The organism is Gordonia sp. PS3 (assembly GCF_041950545.1).
Classification (GTDB): Bacteria; Actinomycetota; Actinomycetes; order Mycobacteriales; family Mycobacteriaceae; genus Gordonia; species Gordonia sihwensis.
Window position 1 is genome coordinate 3,348,163 of record NZ_CP169524.1, and the last position, 16,380, is coordinate 3,364,542.

Here is a 16,380-nt window from a genome sequence, read left to right on the forward strand (position 1 = left end):
TAAAGGAGATGGTCGTAGAGGCGATGGTCGTAGAAGGGATGGGAGTCACGGGTTCAGAGAGCGTGGTCGGCTTCGCGGGAGCCGGTCACCTCGCGCGCCCACCGATAGTCGGGTTTGCCCGCGGGTGAGCGCTTCACCTCGTCGACGAACCAGACGCTCCGCGGGCACTTGTACCCCGCGAGTTCGGCGCGGACGGCCTCGTTGAGGGTCACCAGGTCCGGCCGGACCCCGTCGCGGGTCTGCAGCACGGCCGCGACCCGCTGACCGAAGCGATCGTCCGCCACGCCCACCACGACTGCGTCGAAGACGTCCGGATGACCCTTGAGCGCGGCCTCGACCTCCTCGGGGAAGACCTTCTCGCCGCCGGTGTTGATCGACATCGACCCGCGGCCGAGCATCGTGATCGTGCCGTCGGCCTCGATGGTCGCGAAGTCGCCCGGCATGGAGTAGCGGACACCGTCGTAGACGACGAAGGTCTCGGCCGATTTGACCGGATCGTTGTGGTAGCGCAGCGGAATGTGACCCGACCGCGCCAGGCGCCCCACCTCCCCGCTGCCCGGCTCCAGACGGCGACCGTCCTCGGCGAGGACGTGAGCGCTCGGGTCGGCCTTCACCGTCGGCGCACCTACCCGGCTCTGACCCTTCACCGCCACTCCCATGCCGCCGAAGCCGGTCTCCGACGATCCGATCGCGTCGACGATGACCGCGTTCGGCAGACACTCCAGGTAGCGGTCCTTGATCGACGCCGAGAACAGGGCCGCCGACGAGGCCACCGACACCACCGTCGAGGTGTCGTAGCCACCCTTCTCGAGTTCTTCGATCATCGGCCGGCCCATCGCGTCACCAGTGATGAACACGACGTTCACACCGTGCCGTTGCACCGCCTTCCACACCTCGGCGGCGTCGAAATCCGGGTAGACCACCGCCTTCCCGCCGGCGAACAGGGACTGGAACACCGCCCACTGGCTGCCGCCGTGGATGAACGGCGGAATCGGGAAGCGCACCAGCTGGCCGCCCTGCGATCCGGTCCGCGCGTGCTCCCATTCGTCCTCGACAGGCCGTCCGGTGTACCAGTCGATCCCGCCCCCGAGCACCCGCCACACGTCCTCCTGACGCCAGACGACGCCCTTCGGCTTTCCCGTCGTGCCGCCCGTGTAGAGCAGGTAGAGATCGTCGTCCGACCGCTCCTCGAAATCGCGTTCCGACGACGACTCGGCGATCGCCGCCTCGTATCCGACGACCGAGACGCCGGCCGCGTCCGAACACTCGGCAGGCGCGTCGGATCCGTCTTCGACGACGATGCGCGCGGTGATGTCGGTGGTCGCATTCGATAACACGTTGCAGACCTTCGCGGCGTACTGGCGCTCATGGATCAGCACCGTCATCTGCGAATCGGTGAAGATGTGCTTCAGCTCGTTCTCCACGTAGCGGTAGTTGACGTTCACCATCACTGCCCGCGCCTTGAAGATCGCGATCATCGACTCGACTGCTTCGATGGTGTTTCTGCTGTACAGGCCCACCGCCTCGCCGGGTGCCACGCCGAGCGACCGCAGCCGGTGCGCCAGCGCGTTGGCCCGGCGATCGAGCTCGGCGTAGGTCAGCGAGCGGTCGCCCGATTCCAGCGCCACGCGGTCGGGCATGAGGTCCACAGCGTGCTCGAAGAGGTCCGCGACAGTGAAGGCCATGCGTCAAAACTAGAACGTGTTACTGTTCGCGGCAAGGAAAACGTCGGGCCAGGAGGAAACATGTCCCCAGAAAGCGCTGCCGCCACCACCGCCGCCGCACCGGAGTGCCTCGTCGAGAAGCGCGGCCACGTGCTGATCGTGACGATGAACCGACCCGAGGCGCGCAACGCACTGTCGGGTCCGATGATGCGGATCATGGAGCAGGCGTGGGACCAGGTGGACGACGATCCGGACATCCGGGTCGCGATCCTGACCGGAGCGGGCGGCTACTTCTGCGCGGGCGCCGACCTCAAGGCCATGAACCAGTCGGCACCTGGCGACTCCTTCGCGAAAGGCGGATGGGACCTCACGCGGCTCCCCGCACTGCTCAAGGGACGCCGGCTGTCGAAGCCGTTGATCGCCGCGGTCGAGGGCCCGGCGATCGCCGGCGGAACCGAGATCCTCCAGGGCACCGACATCCGCGTCGCCGCCGAGAGCGCGAAGTTCGGCGTCTCCGAAGCCAAGTGGGGCCTGTTCCCGCTCGGCGGCAGCGCCGTCCGGCTGGTCCGCCAGATCCCCTACACCGTGGCGGCCGACATCCTCCTGACCGGCCGTCACATCACCGCCGCCGAGGCCAAGGAGTACGGACTCGTGGGCCACGTGGTTCCGGACGGCACGGCGCTGGACAAGGCTCTCGAGATCGCCGACCAGATCGCGGCCAACGGCCCGCTCGCAGTCCAGGCCATCCTCAAGACCATTCGCGACAGCGAGGGCCTGCACGAGGAGGAGGCCTTCAAGATCGACGCCGAACTCGGCGCCAAGGTCTTCGCGTCCAAGGACGCCAAGATCGGCCCGCGCGCCTTCGCCAACCGCGAGAAGCCGGTGTTCACCGGCGAGTAGGAGCGGCTGCGTTGCCCATCGGTCCGTCCCGGCCTACGGTCGTTGCCATGCCGAAAGCGAGCCGCACCGCCGTCCTGGTCTGCCAGGCGCGCGCCGTCGCGGACGGGCGCATCGCGATCGGACGGTTCAGCGATCCCATCGCCATCGACCTGCTCGACGACGACGAGCGCAGAGAGGTCGAGACGGCACGCGGGCCGGCCCCGAGACACTGGCGTGACCGTCCGGCCTATGAACTGCTGACGGCGACCGTGGAGATCCTGGCGGCGCGCACCGTCGCGATCGACGACGCCGTGCGCCAGCGGCGGCACAGCCAACTCGTCGTCCTCGGAGCGGGCCTGGACGCCCGGGCCTGGCGGATGCGAAAGCTGCCGCAGACCACCGTCTTCGAGGTGGACCGCCCCGCATCGCAGGCCGACAAGCGCAGGCGCGTCCGGAATCTGGAGCCGGTCACCGAGGAACTCACCTTCGTCCCGGTCGAGTTCGGCACCGACAGTCTCACCGGCGCCCTGGAATCAGCCGGCCATCGCTCCGAACTCCCCACCACGTGGATCTGGGAGGGCGTGCTGCCGTATCTCACGACGGACCAGGTCCGTGCCACCCTCGCGGACGTCGCCGAACGCTCGGCTCCGGGATCTCAGCTGATAGCGACCTATCCGCAACGCCACACGGTGAGCCGTCCGGCGCACTATGCGCTCAAGACGGTCTTCGCGATCGCCGGGCGGCCCGATCCGATGGGCGAGGAACGCCATGTCTCGGCCTGGAGACCGGCGGCGATGCGCGACCTGCTGGAGGATTTCGGGTTCACCGTCGTCTCCGATCGCGATCTGAAATCGATCGCCGACGACGTCGGCGTCCGGACTCGGCACCCGCGCAGACTGGCGAACGGCCACGTCGTGGTGGCCGAGGTCTCGTTCCCGTCCGACCGCGAGACCTGACGCCCGGGGCTCACCGATTCTGTGATCCGGCTAACAGATCGCCCCCTCGGCGTCGACATACCGGGTACGAAGCCACGCGACGAGCCCGCCGAGGAGAAGCTCATGCCCACCCTGCCGACACATCGTCGTTCACTCCGGACCCGTGTCCTCGCCGCGGCGGTCGCCGCCGCTGCCGTCGTCTCGTCGCTTCTCGCCGGAGCGGGAAGCGCCGGCGCCGTGACACGCGAGTACCCGCTCCACGGCTGCCTCAACGTCAGTCCGAACATCGTCGACATGCCCTACCGGCCCTTCCGCGCGATCGTCGCCGAGTACGCCGGGACCACGTATATCCAGATCGACTACGGCAGCCTCTGGATCGGGGTCGGATACGACTCGGTGGCCCGCCTGGACTGGCACAACCTGCAGACCGGGCGGAAGGGCACGATGATCGACCACAGCCAGGTGCGGCCGCCGAACACCGGGGTGCACAACTTCAGCCTCCCCCGCAGCACCTTCGGGCCCGGCAGAGTGCAGTTGCGGCTGAGCACGGTGAACCGCAACGCACTCTGGGCGATACCCGCGCGCAGCTGCGGCGGCGTGGTGGTCGCGCCCTGAACCGCTCGCCGCTGCGTCGCTAGACCAGTTCGCCGAGTGCTCGCACGGTCTGCACATCGCGCGCGGTCACCATCAGCGTGGTGACCCCTGCGGCCTCCCACAACCCGATCTGTTCGCGCACCTCGTCGGCGGTGCCGACCAGCATCGTCTCGCGGACCATCTCGTCGGGCACCGCAGCCAGAGCCTCCTCCTTGCGGCCGGACCGGAACAGCCGGCCGATGTCGTCGACCGCCTGGCCGTACCCCATACGCCGATAGAGGTCGGCGTGAAAGTTCTTCTCCGCCGCCCCCATCCCGCCGACGTAGAGCGCGGTCGACGGCCGATAGCGGTCGATCGCCGCGGCGACGTCGTCGGTGATCACACACTGAACGGTAGCCGAGATCTCGAAGTCGGCACGCGATCGGCGCGCGCCGGGACGGGCGAAGCCCTCGTCGAGCCACTCGTCGTACATGCCCGCGAGCCGCGGCGTGTAGAAGATCGCGAGCCAGCCGTCGGCGATCTCGGCGGTCTGCGCGACGTTCTTGGGACCTTCGGCTCCCAGCCAGATCGGGATGTCCGCGCGCAGCGGATGGGTGATCGGCTTGAGCGACTTCCCCAGACCGGTGACCCCCTCGCCCTCCCGCCGCGGCAGCGGGTAGTGGGGTCCGTCGCTGACCACGGCGCCCTCGCGCGCCAGCACGTCGCGGACGATCCGCACGTATTCGCGGGTGCGCGCCAACGGCTTGCCGAACGACTGCCCGTACCAGCCCTCCACCACCTGCGGCCCGGAGACGCCGAGACCGATGATGTGCCTGCCGCCCGAGAGATGGTCGAGGGTCAAGGCCGCCATGGCCAGGGTGGTGGGCGGCCGGGCCGACAGCTGGGCCACCGCCGTGCCGAGCCGCAGGGTCGCGGTGGCCGCTCCCCACCAGGCCAGCGGGGTGTACGCATCCGATCCCCAGGACTCCGCGGTGAACACCGAGTCGAATCCCGACTCCTCCGCGGCCACCAACATCTCCGGGACGCCCAGCGGCGGTTGCGCACTCCAATACCCCAGATGTAGGCCAAGTTTCACGCGAGAACCCTTCCGTCGAACCCTTGCGACACATACTAGAACGTGTTCTACTTTGGTGGTGTCCAATAGTGCAACCCACCCGACTCCCGAGGTGCAGGTCCCCGCACCCGAGTCACGAATCCTGTCCGCGAAGCTGACCAACACCTTCGCCTACACACGCTCGCTCGGACCGGTCCTGTCGCAGTTCGCCCTCGCCCTGCGCGACGGCCGCATCGTCGGAAGCCGCGGCTCCGACGGCCGCGTCACGGTTCCTCCCGCCGAGTTCGACCCCTCCTCCGGGGAGCCGACGACCTCGCTTGTGGAGGTCGCGCCGGTCGGCACGGTCGAGAGCTGGTCCTGGCAGCCGGAGCCGCTCGACGGCCAGATCCTCGACCGGCCGTTCGCCTTCGCCCTCATCAGGCTCGACGGCGCCGACACCGCGCTGCTGCACGTGGTGGACGCCGACGAGCCGTCGCAGATGAGCGTCGGCGCACGCGTCCACGCCGTGTGGCATGCGGCGCGCAGCGGAGCGATCACCGACATCGCCCACTTCAGCCTGGGTGAGACACCGGAGACCGCACCGGAGGCGACCGGCGAGATGATCGTCGACGACGCGGGCGACGTCATCATCACCACGCCGATCACCACCGACATCATGCATTCGGCCGCGGAGTCCGAGAGCTGGTACCTCGAGGGCCTCAAGGCAGGCCGTCTCATCGGCGGTCGGGTGCGTACCGGCGAGGTGTACTTCCCACCCCGGTACGTGAGCCCGGCCGACGGCAGCCCGACCGTCGAGCGGGTGGAGCTGCCCGACACCGGCACCGTCACCACTTTCTGCATCGTGAACGTGCCCTTCCTGGGGCAGCAGATCAAGCCGCCCTACGTCGCCGCCTACGTTCTGCTCGACGGCGCCGACATCCCGTTCCTGCACCTGATCCTCGACTGCCCCGCGGAAGAGGTACGCATGGGCATGCGGGTCAAGGCCGTATGGCGTCCCGAGGCCGAATGGGACTACACCATGCGCAATATCAGCCACTTCGCCCCGAGCGGCGAACCGGACGCCGACTTCGACGCGTACCGGAATCACCTCTGAGCGGGAAGGAGCTATTCACATGAGCAACAGCACACTCCCGCGCATCGCAGTCGTGGGATTCGCGCACAGCACCAACGACCCCGCATCGACCGGCACCACCAACGGCGTCGAGATGCTGATCCCCTGTTTCCAGAAGCTGTACGCCGATCTGGGCATCAGCCGCACCGACATCGACTTCTGGTGCAGTGGATCGTCGGACTACCTGGCCGGCCGCGCGTTCTCCTTCATCTCCGCGATCGACGCCATCGGCGCCGTTCCGCCGATCAACGAGTCGCACGTCGAGATGGACGGAGCCTGGGCTCTGTACGAGGCGTGGGTCAAGATCGCGACCGGCGAGGTCGACATCGCACTGGCCTACGGATTCGGCAAGGCCTCGGCCGGCGACTCCGACCGTACGCTCGCGATGCAGACCGACCCCTACACGGTGGCTCCGCTGTGGCCGGACGCCCGGTCGCTCGCGGGCCTGCAGGCTCGCGCAGGCCTGGAGTCGGGCGCCTGGACCGAGGCCGACATGGCGGCGGTCGCCGCGCGCACCACCGGAGCCTCGGTCGAGGAACTGCTGGCCGCCGACTACGTCGCCGATCCGCTACGCGCTCACGACATCGCGCCGTACGCCGATGCCGGTGCCGCCGTGGTGTTGGCCTCCGAGGCCCGCGCCCGTGAGCTGGTCGCGAACCCGGCGTGGGTGACCGGCTGGGATCACCGCATCGACACACCCAATTTCGGTGCACGCGACCTGACGCGGTCGCCGTCCACCGAACTCGCCGCGAACACCGCGTTCGGCGACCGCTCGCGCGATGTGGACGTCGCCGAGATCCACGCCACCTACACGCATCAGGAACTGATCGTCGCGCGCGAACTCGGGCTCGGCGCCCGCACCAGAATCAACCCGTCGGGCGGCGCCCTGACCGGAAACGCCCTGTTCTCCGTGGGTCTTCAGCGCATCGGCTACGCCGCGCACGAGATCCTCGCGGGCAACGCGCGCACCGCGGTCGCTCACGCGACCAGCGGACCGCTGTTGCAGCAGAACATGGTCGTCACACTCGCAGGAGGAGAGAACTGATGGGCCGCAATCGCGTCGCCGTCCTCGGAACCGGCCAGACCAAGTACGTCGCCAAGCGCACCGACGTGACGATGGCGGGCATGGTCCGCGAGGCGATCGACCGTGCACTCGCCGACGCCCACGTCTCGATCGACGACATCGACGCCATCGTGATCGGCAAGGCACCCGATCTCTTCGAGGGCTCGATGATGCCGGAGCTGGCGATGGCCGAGGCCATCGGCGCGGTCGGCAAACGACTGATCCGCGTGCACACCGCGGGCTCGGTGGGAGCGTCCACCGCGATCGTGGGCTCCTCCCTGGTCAGCAGCGGCGTCCACGGACGCGTGCTGGCCGTCTCCTGGGAGAAGCAGTCGGAGTCGAACGCCATGTGGGCGCTCTCGATCCCGGTGCCGTTCACGATGCCGGTCGGTGCCGGCGCGGGCGGATTCTTCGCCCCGCACGTGCGCGCCTACATCAACAATTCGAAGGCGCCGGCGCACATCGGCGCGATGGTCGCCGCCAAGGACCGCCGCAACGGCGCGAAGAATCCGCTCGCGCATCTGCACCAGCCCGATATCACCGTCGAGAAGGTGATGGCCTCGCAGATGCTGTGGGATCCGATCCGTTTCGACGAGACGTGCCCGTCGTCCGACGGAGCGTGCGCGGTGGTGCTCGGCGACGAGCGATCCGCGGACGATGCGATCGCCGAAGGACGCCCCGTGGCGTGGGTGCACGCGACCGCCATGCGCACCGAGCCGCTCTCGTACTCGCACCGCAATGTGGTCAGCCCGCAGGCCGGACGCGACGCCTCGGCCGCGCTGTGGAAGGCCGCCGGGATCACCAATCCGCTGGAAGAGGTGGACACGGCCGAGATCTACGTGCCCTTCTCCTGGTTCGAGCCGATGTGGCTGGAGAACCTCGGCTTCATGCCGGAGTACGAGGGCTGGAAGCTCACCGAGGCGGGAGAGACCGAGATCGGCGGGAAGCTCCCCGTCAACGCGTCCGGCGGCGTGCTGTCGTCGAACCCGATCGGCGCCTCGGGCATGATCCGGTGCGCTGAGGCTGCGATCCAGGTGATGGGCAAGGGCGGCGATCACCAGGTGCCCGATGTCCGCAAGGCCTTCGGCCACGCCTATGGCGGCGGCTCACAGTACTTCTCGATGTGGCTTCTCGGCGCGGACAAGCCCTAGCCGCGCCGCGCGGGCGTCAGACGTACGCCTGCGCGGGCATGTTGTTCTGAACAGCCTCCACCAGGGCGCGCACCGCGCGCGCCACCTCCACCCCGGAGTCGGTCAGCGAGTACTCCGGGTGCGACGGCCTCTCGTCGGACATCGTCCGCACGACGAGGCCGTCGTTCGTCAGCGTCTTCAACGTCTGCGTCAGCATCCGGTCGCTGATGCCCTCCACCTGCTCACGCAATTCACAGAAACGCTGCGGAACGGTCTTCAGCTTGCCCAGCACGAGAGCTCCCCAGCGGCCGGTGACGTGCGAGAACACCTCCCGGGACGGGCACTGCTTCGCGAAGACGTCGAACGGGATCATACCTCGATACTAGCCCTGACCTTTTGCGCTTACGAAAAGTAAGTGATTGAATTCCGGTGACCCCACACATCTCGGTGGGCGAGAACAGAACGATCCCACAAGGAGTCACCTCGACCATGACCTACTTCAAGCAGGGCCAGGGCCTGGCCGTCAGCATCGCCCGGATCATCCTCGGCGTCATCTTCTTCGCCCACGGCTGGCAGAAGTTCTTCACGTTCGGCATGGACGGAGTCAAGGCCAACTTCGAGATGATGGGCGCGCCGGTCCCCGGTGTGAGCGCCTGGCTCGCCGCGCTGGCCGAATTGATCGGAGGCGGCCTGCTGATCGTGGGCCTCGCGGTTCCGGTGGTGTCGGTGATCCTGATCGTCGACATGATCGGCGCGATCTTCATCGCCCACATCGACGCGGGCTTCTGGGCCTCGGACGGCGGTTACGAACTGGTCCTGGGCCTGATCGCCGGCCTGCTGGCCGTCGGTTTCGCCAAGCAGGGAGTGCTGGCCGTCGACACCCACCTCCTCAAGGCGGTCTCCGCGGACAAGGCTCCCGGGGAAGGTCGGCGCCGACAGCTGAACGGCCGTTGATTCCAGCAGCGCATCGAGGCGGCCTCGATACGTCCTCGGCTAGCGCCTCGTCCTACTCGGCTACCCTGGGGCACCGCTAAGGCCAGTCGAGTAAGCGCAGGAGCGAAGCGACGAAGCGCATCGAGACGGCCCCGCGTCAGCCTCGATACGTCCTCGGCTAGCGCCTCGTCCTACTCGACTGCCCTGGGGGTCGCTCCGTCAAGCCAGCCGAGTAAGCGGGCCGTTCCGCCAGGGCAGTCGAGTAAGCGCAGGAGCGGAGCGACGGAGCGCATCGAGACGGGCGTCAGCCTCGATACGGCCTCGGCTAGCGCCTCGTCCTACTCGACTGCCCTGGGGCACCGCTCAGGGCCAGTCGAGTAAGCGCAGGAGCGGAGCGACGGAGCGCATCGAGACGGACGCGGGTCCGTCGGGCGCAGCCGCGAGGCTCGACATGAAGAAGTCCCGGCGACCATCTCGGTCGCCGGGACTTCTTCGCCCGTTACTGCATCCGCAGACCTACTGGGGCCGGAACGACTTCATCGTCGCCTCGACCTCCCAGAACGCGCGGAGCGCCTCCAGGTCTCCGTTCTCGTCCGCCTTGTAAGTGAACACGCCTTCGGCCTCGGAGATGTGGCCGCCGATCCGGGTGACGATGGTGCCGATGTAGGCCACCTCGCGACCACAGATGATCTCCTTCTCGAACTGGAAGTCGATGCTCTCGGTCGGTGCGATCGCCTTGTCCCAGAACGCCGACAGCCCGTCGGCGCCACGATGACCCCGCCCTTCCTCGTCGAACATCGACGGGCCGACCGGATCCTCGACGGATCCGTTCGCGGCGAAGTTCGCCAGCCATGCCGCCTTGTCACGAGCTTCGACGGCCTCCCGCGAGCGCCGCCCGGCGAGTACCGCCGGATGGTTCGCGCGGTCGATGTTCAGATACGCGGGAGAGTTCTGGGTGTCGGTCAAGACTTCGTCCCATAATCGACCTGCAGTTCCTTGATGCCGTTGATCCAGCCGTGACGCAGCCGGCGCGGCTGCTCGAGCTTGGTGATGTCGGGCACCAGGTCGGCGAGCGCGTTGAACATCAGGTTGATCTCCATGCGAGCCAGGTTGGCGCCGATGCAGAAGTGCGTGCCGTTGCCGCCGAAGCCGACGTGCGGGTTCGGATCGCGCAGGATGTTGAACGTGAACGGATCCTCGAAGACGTCCTCGTCGTAGTTCGCCGAACCGTAGAACATGCCCACGCGCTGACCGGCCTTGATGTCGACGCCGCCGACCTGGGTGTCGTGCTTGGCCGTGCGCTGGAAGACGTTGACCGGAGTCGCCCACCGGACGATCTCGTCCACCGCCGTGGCCGGACGCTCCTTCTTGAACAGCTCCCACTGATCCGGGTTGTCCAGGAAGGCGTTCATACCGTGCGTGATGGCGTTGCGGGTGGTCTCGTTGCCCGCGACCGTCAGCAGGATGAAGAAGAAGCCGAACTCCGCCTCGGTGAGACCGTGACCGTCGATGTCGGCCTCGATCAGCTGCGTGACAATGTCGTCGGCCGGGCACTTCTTGCGCTCCTCGGCCATGTTGTAGCCGTAGCCGAGGATCTCCATGTTCGCGGTGAGCGGGTCCGTGGTGAACTCCGGGTCATCGGCGTTCATCATCGAGTTCGACCAGTCGAATAGCTTCATCCGGTCCACTTCGGGCACGCCGAGCAGATCGGCGATCGCCAGCAGAGGCAGGTCGACGGCGACCTGGTGGACGAAGTCGCCCTTGCCCTCGTCCGCGGCCTTCTGAACGATCTCTCGCGCGGCGGCGTCGAGCTTCTCCTCCAGCGCGTGGACCGCCTTCGGCGTGAACGCACGGGAGACCACCTTGCGCAGGCGCGTGTGCTCGGGCGGATCGTGGTTGATCAGCAGGGTCTTCGTGACCTCGAGCTGCTCCGGGTCCATGTCGTCCTCGAAGCGGATGATCACGCCGTTCTCGTTCGCCGACCAGTCGTCGGCGTTCTTCGAGATCTCACGGATGTGCTCGTGCTTGGTGACGGCCCAGTAGCCGCCGTCATGGAAGCCGCCGCCCTTGCCGGGCAGCTGAGCGTTCCACCACACCGGCGCGGTCTTGCGGAGCTCGGCGAACTCCTTGACGGGAATACCCTCGACCAGGAGGTCCGGGTTCGTGAAATCCCACCCCTCCTGATGCATGAACGGACACGTGCCGGACGCTTCAACGCTCTGCGCCTGAGTCACGTCATCACCTCAATTCTCTGGCCATGTTCTCCGGTCTCGATCGGAACGAGAACCCGTTACAATTTGCGTAACTCACACTCTGCCACACTGGATAGACGCGAACAAGAACTTGTTCTAGTTTTGACGGAGAAACGTTTCTCGAACAAGGAGTTGGCATGGGTGTACCGGTGATCGTCGAAGCGGTCCGTACTCCGATCGGCAAGCGCAACGGCTGGCTGTCGGGCCTGCATGCGGCGGAGATCCTCGGTGCGGCACAGCGCGGCGTCGTCGAACGCGCGGGAATCGATCCGGGCCTGGTGGAGCAAGTGGTCGGCGGCTGCGTCATGCAGGTCGGCGAGCAGGGCAACAATGTCACACGCACCGCGTGGCTGCACTCGGGCCTACCGTGGCAGACCGGCGCCACCACCATCGACTGCCAGTGCGGATCCGCACAACAGGCCAATCACATGGTCGCCGGCCTGATCGCGACCGGCACCATCGACATCGGCATCGCTTGCGGCGTCGAATGCATGTCACATGTGCCGCTCGGCGCCAACGTCGGCACGGATGCGGGCCCCCGCCGCCCCGATTCGTGGGACATCGACATGCCCAACCAGTTCGACGCCGCCGAGCGGATCGCCAAGCGCCGGGGCATCACCCGCGCCGACGTCGACGCACTCGGGCTCGCCTCGCAGACCAAGGCCAAGCGTGCGTGGGACGAGGGCCGCTTCGACCGCGAGGTCCTCACGGTCAAGGCGCCCGAGCGCACCAAGGAGGGCGAGCTGACCGGTCAGATCCTCGAGGTGAACCGCGATCAGGGTCTGCGCGACACCACGGCCGAGTCGCTGAACGGACTCAAGGCGGTGATCGAGGGCGGCATCCACACCGCCGGCAACTCGTCGCAGATCTCCGACGGCGCGGCGGCCGTGCTGCTGATGGACGAGGACAAGGCCAAGGCCCTCGGCCTGCGTCCGCGGGCCCGGCTGGTGAGCCAGGCGCTCGTCGGAGCCGAACCGTACTACCACCTGGACGGACCCGTTCAGGCCACCGAACGAGTCCTCTCCCGCTCGGGGATGAATCTCAACGACATCGATCTGGTCGAGATCAACGAGGCCTTCGCCTCCGTCGTCCTCAGCTGGGCCCAGGTGCACGGTGCCGACATGGACAAGGTGAACGTCAACGGCGGCGCCATCGCCCTCGGGCACCCCGTGGGAAGCACCGGCTCCCGGCTGCTCACCACCGCGTTGCACGAACTCGAGCGCAGCGACAAGCAGACCGCGCTCGTCACGATGTGCGCCGGCGGCGCGCTGGCGACCGCGACCATCATCGAACGGATCTGATTTGGAGGCGAGCTCCCGACCGGCCCAACTCGATTCGCCGGTGGTCGCGCGGATCATCAGGATCGGTTCACGGCTCAACACCCGGCTGTACCGGCTCACGCGCGGACGGCTGGGCGGGACCTGGCGAGTCGGTGCCGCGCTGCGCCGCCCCACACCCGTCTGCCTGCTCACCACGACGGGGCGCAAGTCGGGACAGGAGCGCACCGTTCCGCTCCTGTTCCTGCGCGACGGCGAGTCGATCGTGCTCGTCGCCTCGCAGGGCGGACTGCCGAACAATCCGGCCTGGTACTACAACGTGCGCGATGAGCCGAACGTCCGGATCCAGATCGGCCGGGAAGAGCGCAACTATCTGGCGCGAATCGCGGGCGACGCCGAACGCGCCGAACTCTGGCCGCGGCTGGTCGAGATGTACGCGGACTTCGACACGTACGCCGCGTGGACCGACCGCGAGATCCCGGTCGTGATCTGCGAACCGGTGTGATCGCTCACGGCGTCATCGCGGCGATCGGGCCGTCGGACATGATCACGCCGGTGTCCACCTCCGGTCGGGACGTCCGGGAGAGCGACCCGTCGGCCCCGATCCGATAGGTGGTCACCCTCGAGGTCAGCCGTGCGGTCAGCACGTCGATGTCGTACAGGTAGCGCCCGTTCGGGTGCAGGAGCACCTGCCCGGGGAGGGTTCCGGCCGGCCCCGGGTAGGGCGAGCCCGCGATCGGCGTCAGCCGCCCGTCGGCGTGGGCGTTGTACGCGGCGATCGATGTGCCGACCGCGTTCGGGACGTACAGGCGCTTGCCGTCCGGCGTCATGACGATGCCGTGCGGGACGCCTCCGGTGGGGTACGGAGACCCCGGTGTCCGTGTCACGGAGCCGTCGTCGCCGATGCGGAATCCCGACAGTCCCATGGAGAACTCGTCGCTGACGTACAGGAACCGACCGTCGGGCGAGTAACCGGGGGCGACCGGCCCGAGCCCCACCTGCGTCACACCGAGACGGCGGATGCCGCCGCCCGGGCCGAGGGCGTAATTCGTCATCGTGTTGCCGATGTAGCTGACCACGCGCATCCGGGTGCCGCTCGGGTCGATGCCGCCCATACCGACCATGCTGAACCCGTCGACCGGCGCGGTCGGCTTCCCCGTCGCGATCAGCGCACCGCTGCCGGTGACGCGATACGACGTCACCCGGCCGGGGACGCCGCCGAGAACCACGTACAGATACTTGCCGTCGGGCGTGAGCCGGGCGGCCGTCGGCGCGCCGCCCACCTTCACATCGGCACCCGGGATCGGAGTGAGCCGGCCGCTGCCGGAGATCCGGTAACCGCTGACCCCGCCATCGAGTGCGTGCGGAACGTAGACCTTCTCTCCATCCGGACTCACCACGAGCGACAGCACCCCGAGACCGGTGGCGAAGGGGCTGCCCGGGACCGGGGTGAGTGCACCGTCGTCGTGCACGCGCAGGACGCTGATACCCTGGGACGCGGTACCCGCGGTCAGCAGGAAGCGCGGATGCGGGGTGCCGGCGTGTGCCGTGCCCGGCGCCCCGGCGGTCAGCAGGACGAGGCCGGTGAGAAGAGCCGTCAGCCGGACGCGGACACCGTTCGGGAGAATAGCCATGTCAGGACTTTCGCTGTCGGTGGCCCCGAGAGGCGAGGCCGGTTCGGGCTCATCGTCTCCCGGCCTGCGACGCCGGAACTGTCACGATTCCTGCACACTCGTCCGGCTCCTGTCCCGCCGAACTATCCGACGGCGCGGCCGGCACCCTCCCAGAACTGCGCGCGCAGGGCCTTCTTGTCCGGCTTGCCGAGCGCCGTCAACGGCAGCGATTCGGCGAACACGACCTGTTTGGGCGCCTGCACCGCACCCTTGCGTTCCTTGACCGCGGCCTGGATGTCCGCGGCGATCTGCGTCTGCGCCGCGTCCCCGGCATCGGCGTCGGGGCGCAGGACCACCACCGCGGTCACCGCCTCTCCCCATTTCTCATCGGGCACGCCGATCACCCCGACCTGTGCGACCGCGGGATGCTCGGCGACCACGTCCTCCACCTCGCGGGGGAACACGTTGAATCCGCCGGAGACGATCATGTCCTTGGTGCGGTCGACGATGAACCAGAAGCCGTCCTCGTCCTCGCGGGCGACGTCGCCGGTGTGCAGCCAGCCGTCGACGAAGGTCTCGGCGGTCTGCTCGGGCAGCCCGAGATAACCGCCGGCCAGCAGCGGACCGGACACGCAGATCTCACCCGGCTCACCCCGCGCCACGCGGTTGCCCTCCGAATCGAGCAGGGCCGTGCGCAGGAACGCCGACGGGCGTCCGCAACTGCCGAGGCGGGCCTTGTCGTGTTCGTCTTTGCGCAGGTAGCTGATGACCATCGGCGCCTCGGACTGGCCGTAGTACTGCGCGAAGATCGGCCCGAACCGCTCGATCGCCTCCGCCAGCCGGACCGGATTCATCGGCGACGCACCGTAATAGACGGTTTCAAGGGACGAGAGATCGCGGGTGCGGGAGTCCGGGTGGTCCATCAGGGCGTACAGCATCGACGGCACGAGCATGGTGGCGGTGATCCGCTCCCGCTCGATAGTCTCGAGGACCAGCGCCGGATCGAACTTGCTCAGGACCAGCATCGTGCCGCCCTTGATGAGGGTGGGCACGAAGAAGGCCGCGCCCGCATGCGAGAGCGGAGTGCACATCAGGAACTTCGGCCGCTCGGGCCATTCCCACTCGGCCAGCTGGATCTGCGTCATCGTCGACATCGCGCGGGCGGTCCCGATGACGCCCTTGGGCTTTCCGGTGGTGCCGCCGGTGTAGGTGATCGAGACGACGTGGTCGGGATCGAGCACCGCGGCGGTCAACTCTCGGACGGGGTACTCCTGAGCGGCGGCGACGATGTCCACGCCGATGTCGGTGAGCTCAGCGGGCACCGGGCCGAGAGTGAGGACCCGGGTGAGCCCGTCGACCCGCTTCACCAGTTCCACCGCTCGCTCGACGAACATCGGATTCGGATCGATGACCAGCGTCGACACGCCGGCGTCCGAGAGGACGTAGGCGTGATCGTCGAGCGACCCGAGCGGGTGCAGCGCCGTTCGGCGCCAGCCCTGCGTCTGGCCCGCTCCGATCACGAACAGCACCTCGGGGCGGTTCAGTGCGAGCAGCCCGACGGCGGTTCCCGTGCCTGCACCGGCCGCCTCGAAGGCCTGGATGTAGCGACTGATCTGGTCGGCCATCTCACCGCCGGTGAGTTCGGCGTCGCCGAGCTTCAGAACCGGCTTGTCCCGGTGACGGCGCAGGGCCGCGACCATCAGGTCGCCGAGGTGGACGGGGTTGCGCAGCGCGTCGGCCGCAGTCATTTCGGATCCCATGTGCGCAAATACTAGAACGTGTTCTAGCTGACTGGAAGCACTCGATCGAAAACTGTTGCCGCACAGACTCTCTCGAGACGTCTCCGATTCGGGATCCCGTCACGAAAAGAGCGCC

16 protein-coding genes are annotated in these 16,380 nt (G+C 67.9%); 9 read left to right on the forward strand and 7 right to left on the reverse strand.

Annotation, left to right across the window (positions count from 1 at the left end):
- Positions 1-53: 53 nt before the first annotated feature.
- Positions 54-1,685, reverse strand: a complete 1,632-nt coding sequence (locus tag ACE11G_RS15555; RefSeq protein WP_375002995.1) for an acyl-CoA synthetase — start codon at positions 1,683-1,685, stop codon at positions 54-56.
- A gap of 60 nt (positions 1,686-1,745) precedes the next feature.
- Here ACE11G_RS15555 and ACE11G_RS15560 point away from each other — a divergent pair, with 60 nt between their 5' ends.
- From ACE11G_RS15560 to ACE11G_RS15570, 3 genes are all read left to right on the forward strand, one after another.
- Positions 1,746-2,564 (forward strand): crotonase/enoyl-CoA hydratase family protein, encoded by an 819-nt coding sequence (locus ACE11G_RS15560; protein WP_006894224.1) that lies wholly within the window; start codon positions 1,746-1,748, stop codon positions 2,562-2,564.
- A gap of 47 nt (positions 2,565-2,611) precedes the next feature.
- Positions 2,612-3,499 carry an SAM-dependent methyltransferase gene (locus ACE11G_RS15565; RefSeq protein WP_062366248.1) on the forward strand — a complete coding sequence of 296 codons (888 nt, stop codon included), beginning with the start codon at positions 2,612-2,614 and terminating at the stop codon, positions 3,497-3,499.
- A gap of 102 nt (positions 3,500-3,601) precedes the next feature.
- Positions 3,602-4,093, forward strand: coding sequence for a hypothetical protein (locus ACE11G_RS15570; RefSeq protein ID WP_045537561.1), 492 nt, complete (start codon positions 3,602-3,604; stop codon positions 4,091-4,093).
- A 19-nt stretch (positions 4,094-4,112) separates the two neighbouring features.
- Here the strand turns inward: ACE11G_RS15570 and ACE11G_RS15575 are convergent, their stop codons facing one another.
- Positions 4,113-5,147 (reverse strand): LLM class F420-dependent oxidoreductase, encoded by a 1,035-nt coding sequence (locus ACE11G_RS15575; protein WP_062366246.1) that lies wholly within the window; start codon positions 5,145-5,147, stop codon positions 4,113-4,115.
- A 55-nt stretch (positions 5,148-5,202) separates the two neighbouring features.
- Here ACE11G_RS15575 and ACE11G_RS15580 point away from each other — a divergent pair, with 55 nt between their 5' ends.
- Genes ACE11G_RS15580 through ACE11G_RS15590 form a run of 3 tightly spaced genes read left to right on the forward strand, consistent with a single transcriptional unit; the run spans position 5,203 to position 8,451 of the window.
- On the forward strand, positions 5,203-6,219 hold the full coding sequence (locus tag ACE11G_RS15580; protein ID WP_006894220.1) for a Zn-ribbon domain-containing OB-fold protein: 1,017 nt from the start codon (positions 5,203-5,205) through the stop codon (positions 6,217-6,219).
- A 19-nt stretch (positions 6,220-6,238) separates the two neighbouring features.
- Positions 6,239-7,282: a thiolase domain-containing protein gene (locus tag ACE11G_RS15585; protein ID WP_062366244.1), complete on the forward strand. Its 1,044-nt coding sequence runs from the start codon at positions 6,239-6,241 to the stop codon at positions 7,280-7,282.
- Positions 7,282-8,451 (forward strand): thiolase domain-containing protein, encoded by a 1,170-nt coding sequence (locus ACE11G_RS15590; protein WP_006894216.1) that lies wholly within the window; start codon positions 7,282-7,284, stop codon positions 8,449-8,451. The genes ACE11G_RS15585 and ACE11G_RS15590 overlap by 1 nt, the downstream gene beginning before the upstream one ends.
- A 16-nt stretch (positions 8,452-8,467) precedes the next feature.
- Here ACE11G_RS15590 and ACE11G_RS15595 read toward each other — a convergent pair whose 3' ends face one another.
- On the reverse strand, positions 8,468-8,803 hold the full coding sequence (locus ACE11G_RS15595; RefSeq protein ID WP_006894215.1) for a helix-turn-helix domain-containing protein: 336 nt from the start codon (positions 8,801-8,803) through the stop codon (positions 8,468-8,470).
- A 116-nt stretch (positions 8,804-8,919) separates the two neighbouring features.
- Here ACE11G_RS15595 and ACE11G_RS15600 point away from each other — a divergent pair, with 116 nt between their 5' ends.
- Positions 8,920-9,384, forward strand: a complete 465-nt coding sequence (locus tag ACE11G_RS15600; protein WP_006894213.1) for a DoxX family protein — start codon at positions 8,920-8,922, stop codon at positions 9,382-9,384.
- A gap of 495 nt (positions 9,385-9,879) precedes the next feature.
- On the opposite strand, the gene ACE11G_RS15605 is transcribed toward ACE11G_RS15600, so the two are convergent.
- Together ACE11G_RS15605 and ACE11G_RS15610 are read right to left on the reverse strand one after the other, a co-directional pair.
- Positions 9,880-10,329, reverse strand: a complete 450-nt coding sequence (locus ACE11G_RS15605; protein WP_006894212.1) for a nuclear transport factor 2 family protein — start codon at positions 10,327-10,329, stop codon at positions 9,880-9,882.
- The gene (locus ACE11G_RS15610) at positions 10,326-11,552 is read right to left on the reverse strand and encodes a cytochrome P450 (RefSeq protein ID WP_081598037.1); all 1,227 of its coding nucleotides are present in this window, start codon (positions 11,550-11,552) and stop codon (positions 10,326-10,328) included. Before ACE11G_RS15610 ends, ACE11G_RS15605 begins: the two co-directional genes overlap by 4 nt.
- Positions 11,553-11,752: 200 nt before the next feature.
- Here ACE11G_RS15610 and ACE11G_RS15615 point away from each other — a divergent pair, with 200 nt between their 5' ends.
- Positions 11,753-12,916: a steroid 3-ketoacyl-CoA thiolase gene (locus ACE11G_RS15615; RefSeq protein WP_375003000.1), complete on the forward strand. Its 1,164-nt coding sequence runs from the start codon at positions 11,753-11,755 to the stop codon at positions 12,914-12,916.
- Position 12,917: 1 nt separating this feature from the next.
- Entirely contained in the window at positions 12,918-13,397 is a 480-nt protein-coding gene (locus tag ACE11G_RS15620) for a nitroreductase family deazaflavin-dependent oxidoreductase (RefSeq protein ID WP_062366238.1), read from the forward strand.
- Between the two features lie 4 nt (positions 13,398-13,401).
- On the opposite strand, the gene ACE11G_RS15625 is transcribed toward ACE11G_RS15620, so the two are convergent.
- Positions 13,402-14,526: a beta-propeller fold lactonase family protein gene (locus ACE11G_RS15625; protein WP_062366236.1), complete on the reverse strand. Its 1,125-nt coding sequence runs from the start codon at positions 14,524-14,526 to the stop codon at positions 13,402-13,404.
- A 122-nt stretch (positions 14,527-14,648) separates the two neighbouring features.
- Positions 14,649-16,253 carry a fatty-acid--CoA ligase FadD8 gene (gene fadD8, locus ACE11G_RS15630; protein ID WP_375004175.1) on the reverse strand — a complete coding sequence of 535 codons (1,605 nt, stop codon included), beginning with the start codon at positions 16,251-16,253 and terminating at the stop codon, positions 14,649-14,651.
- Positions 16,254-16,380: the final 127 nt, after the last annotated feature.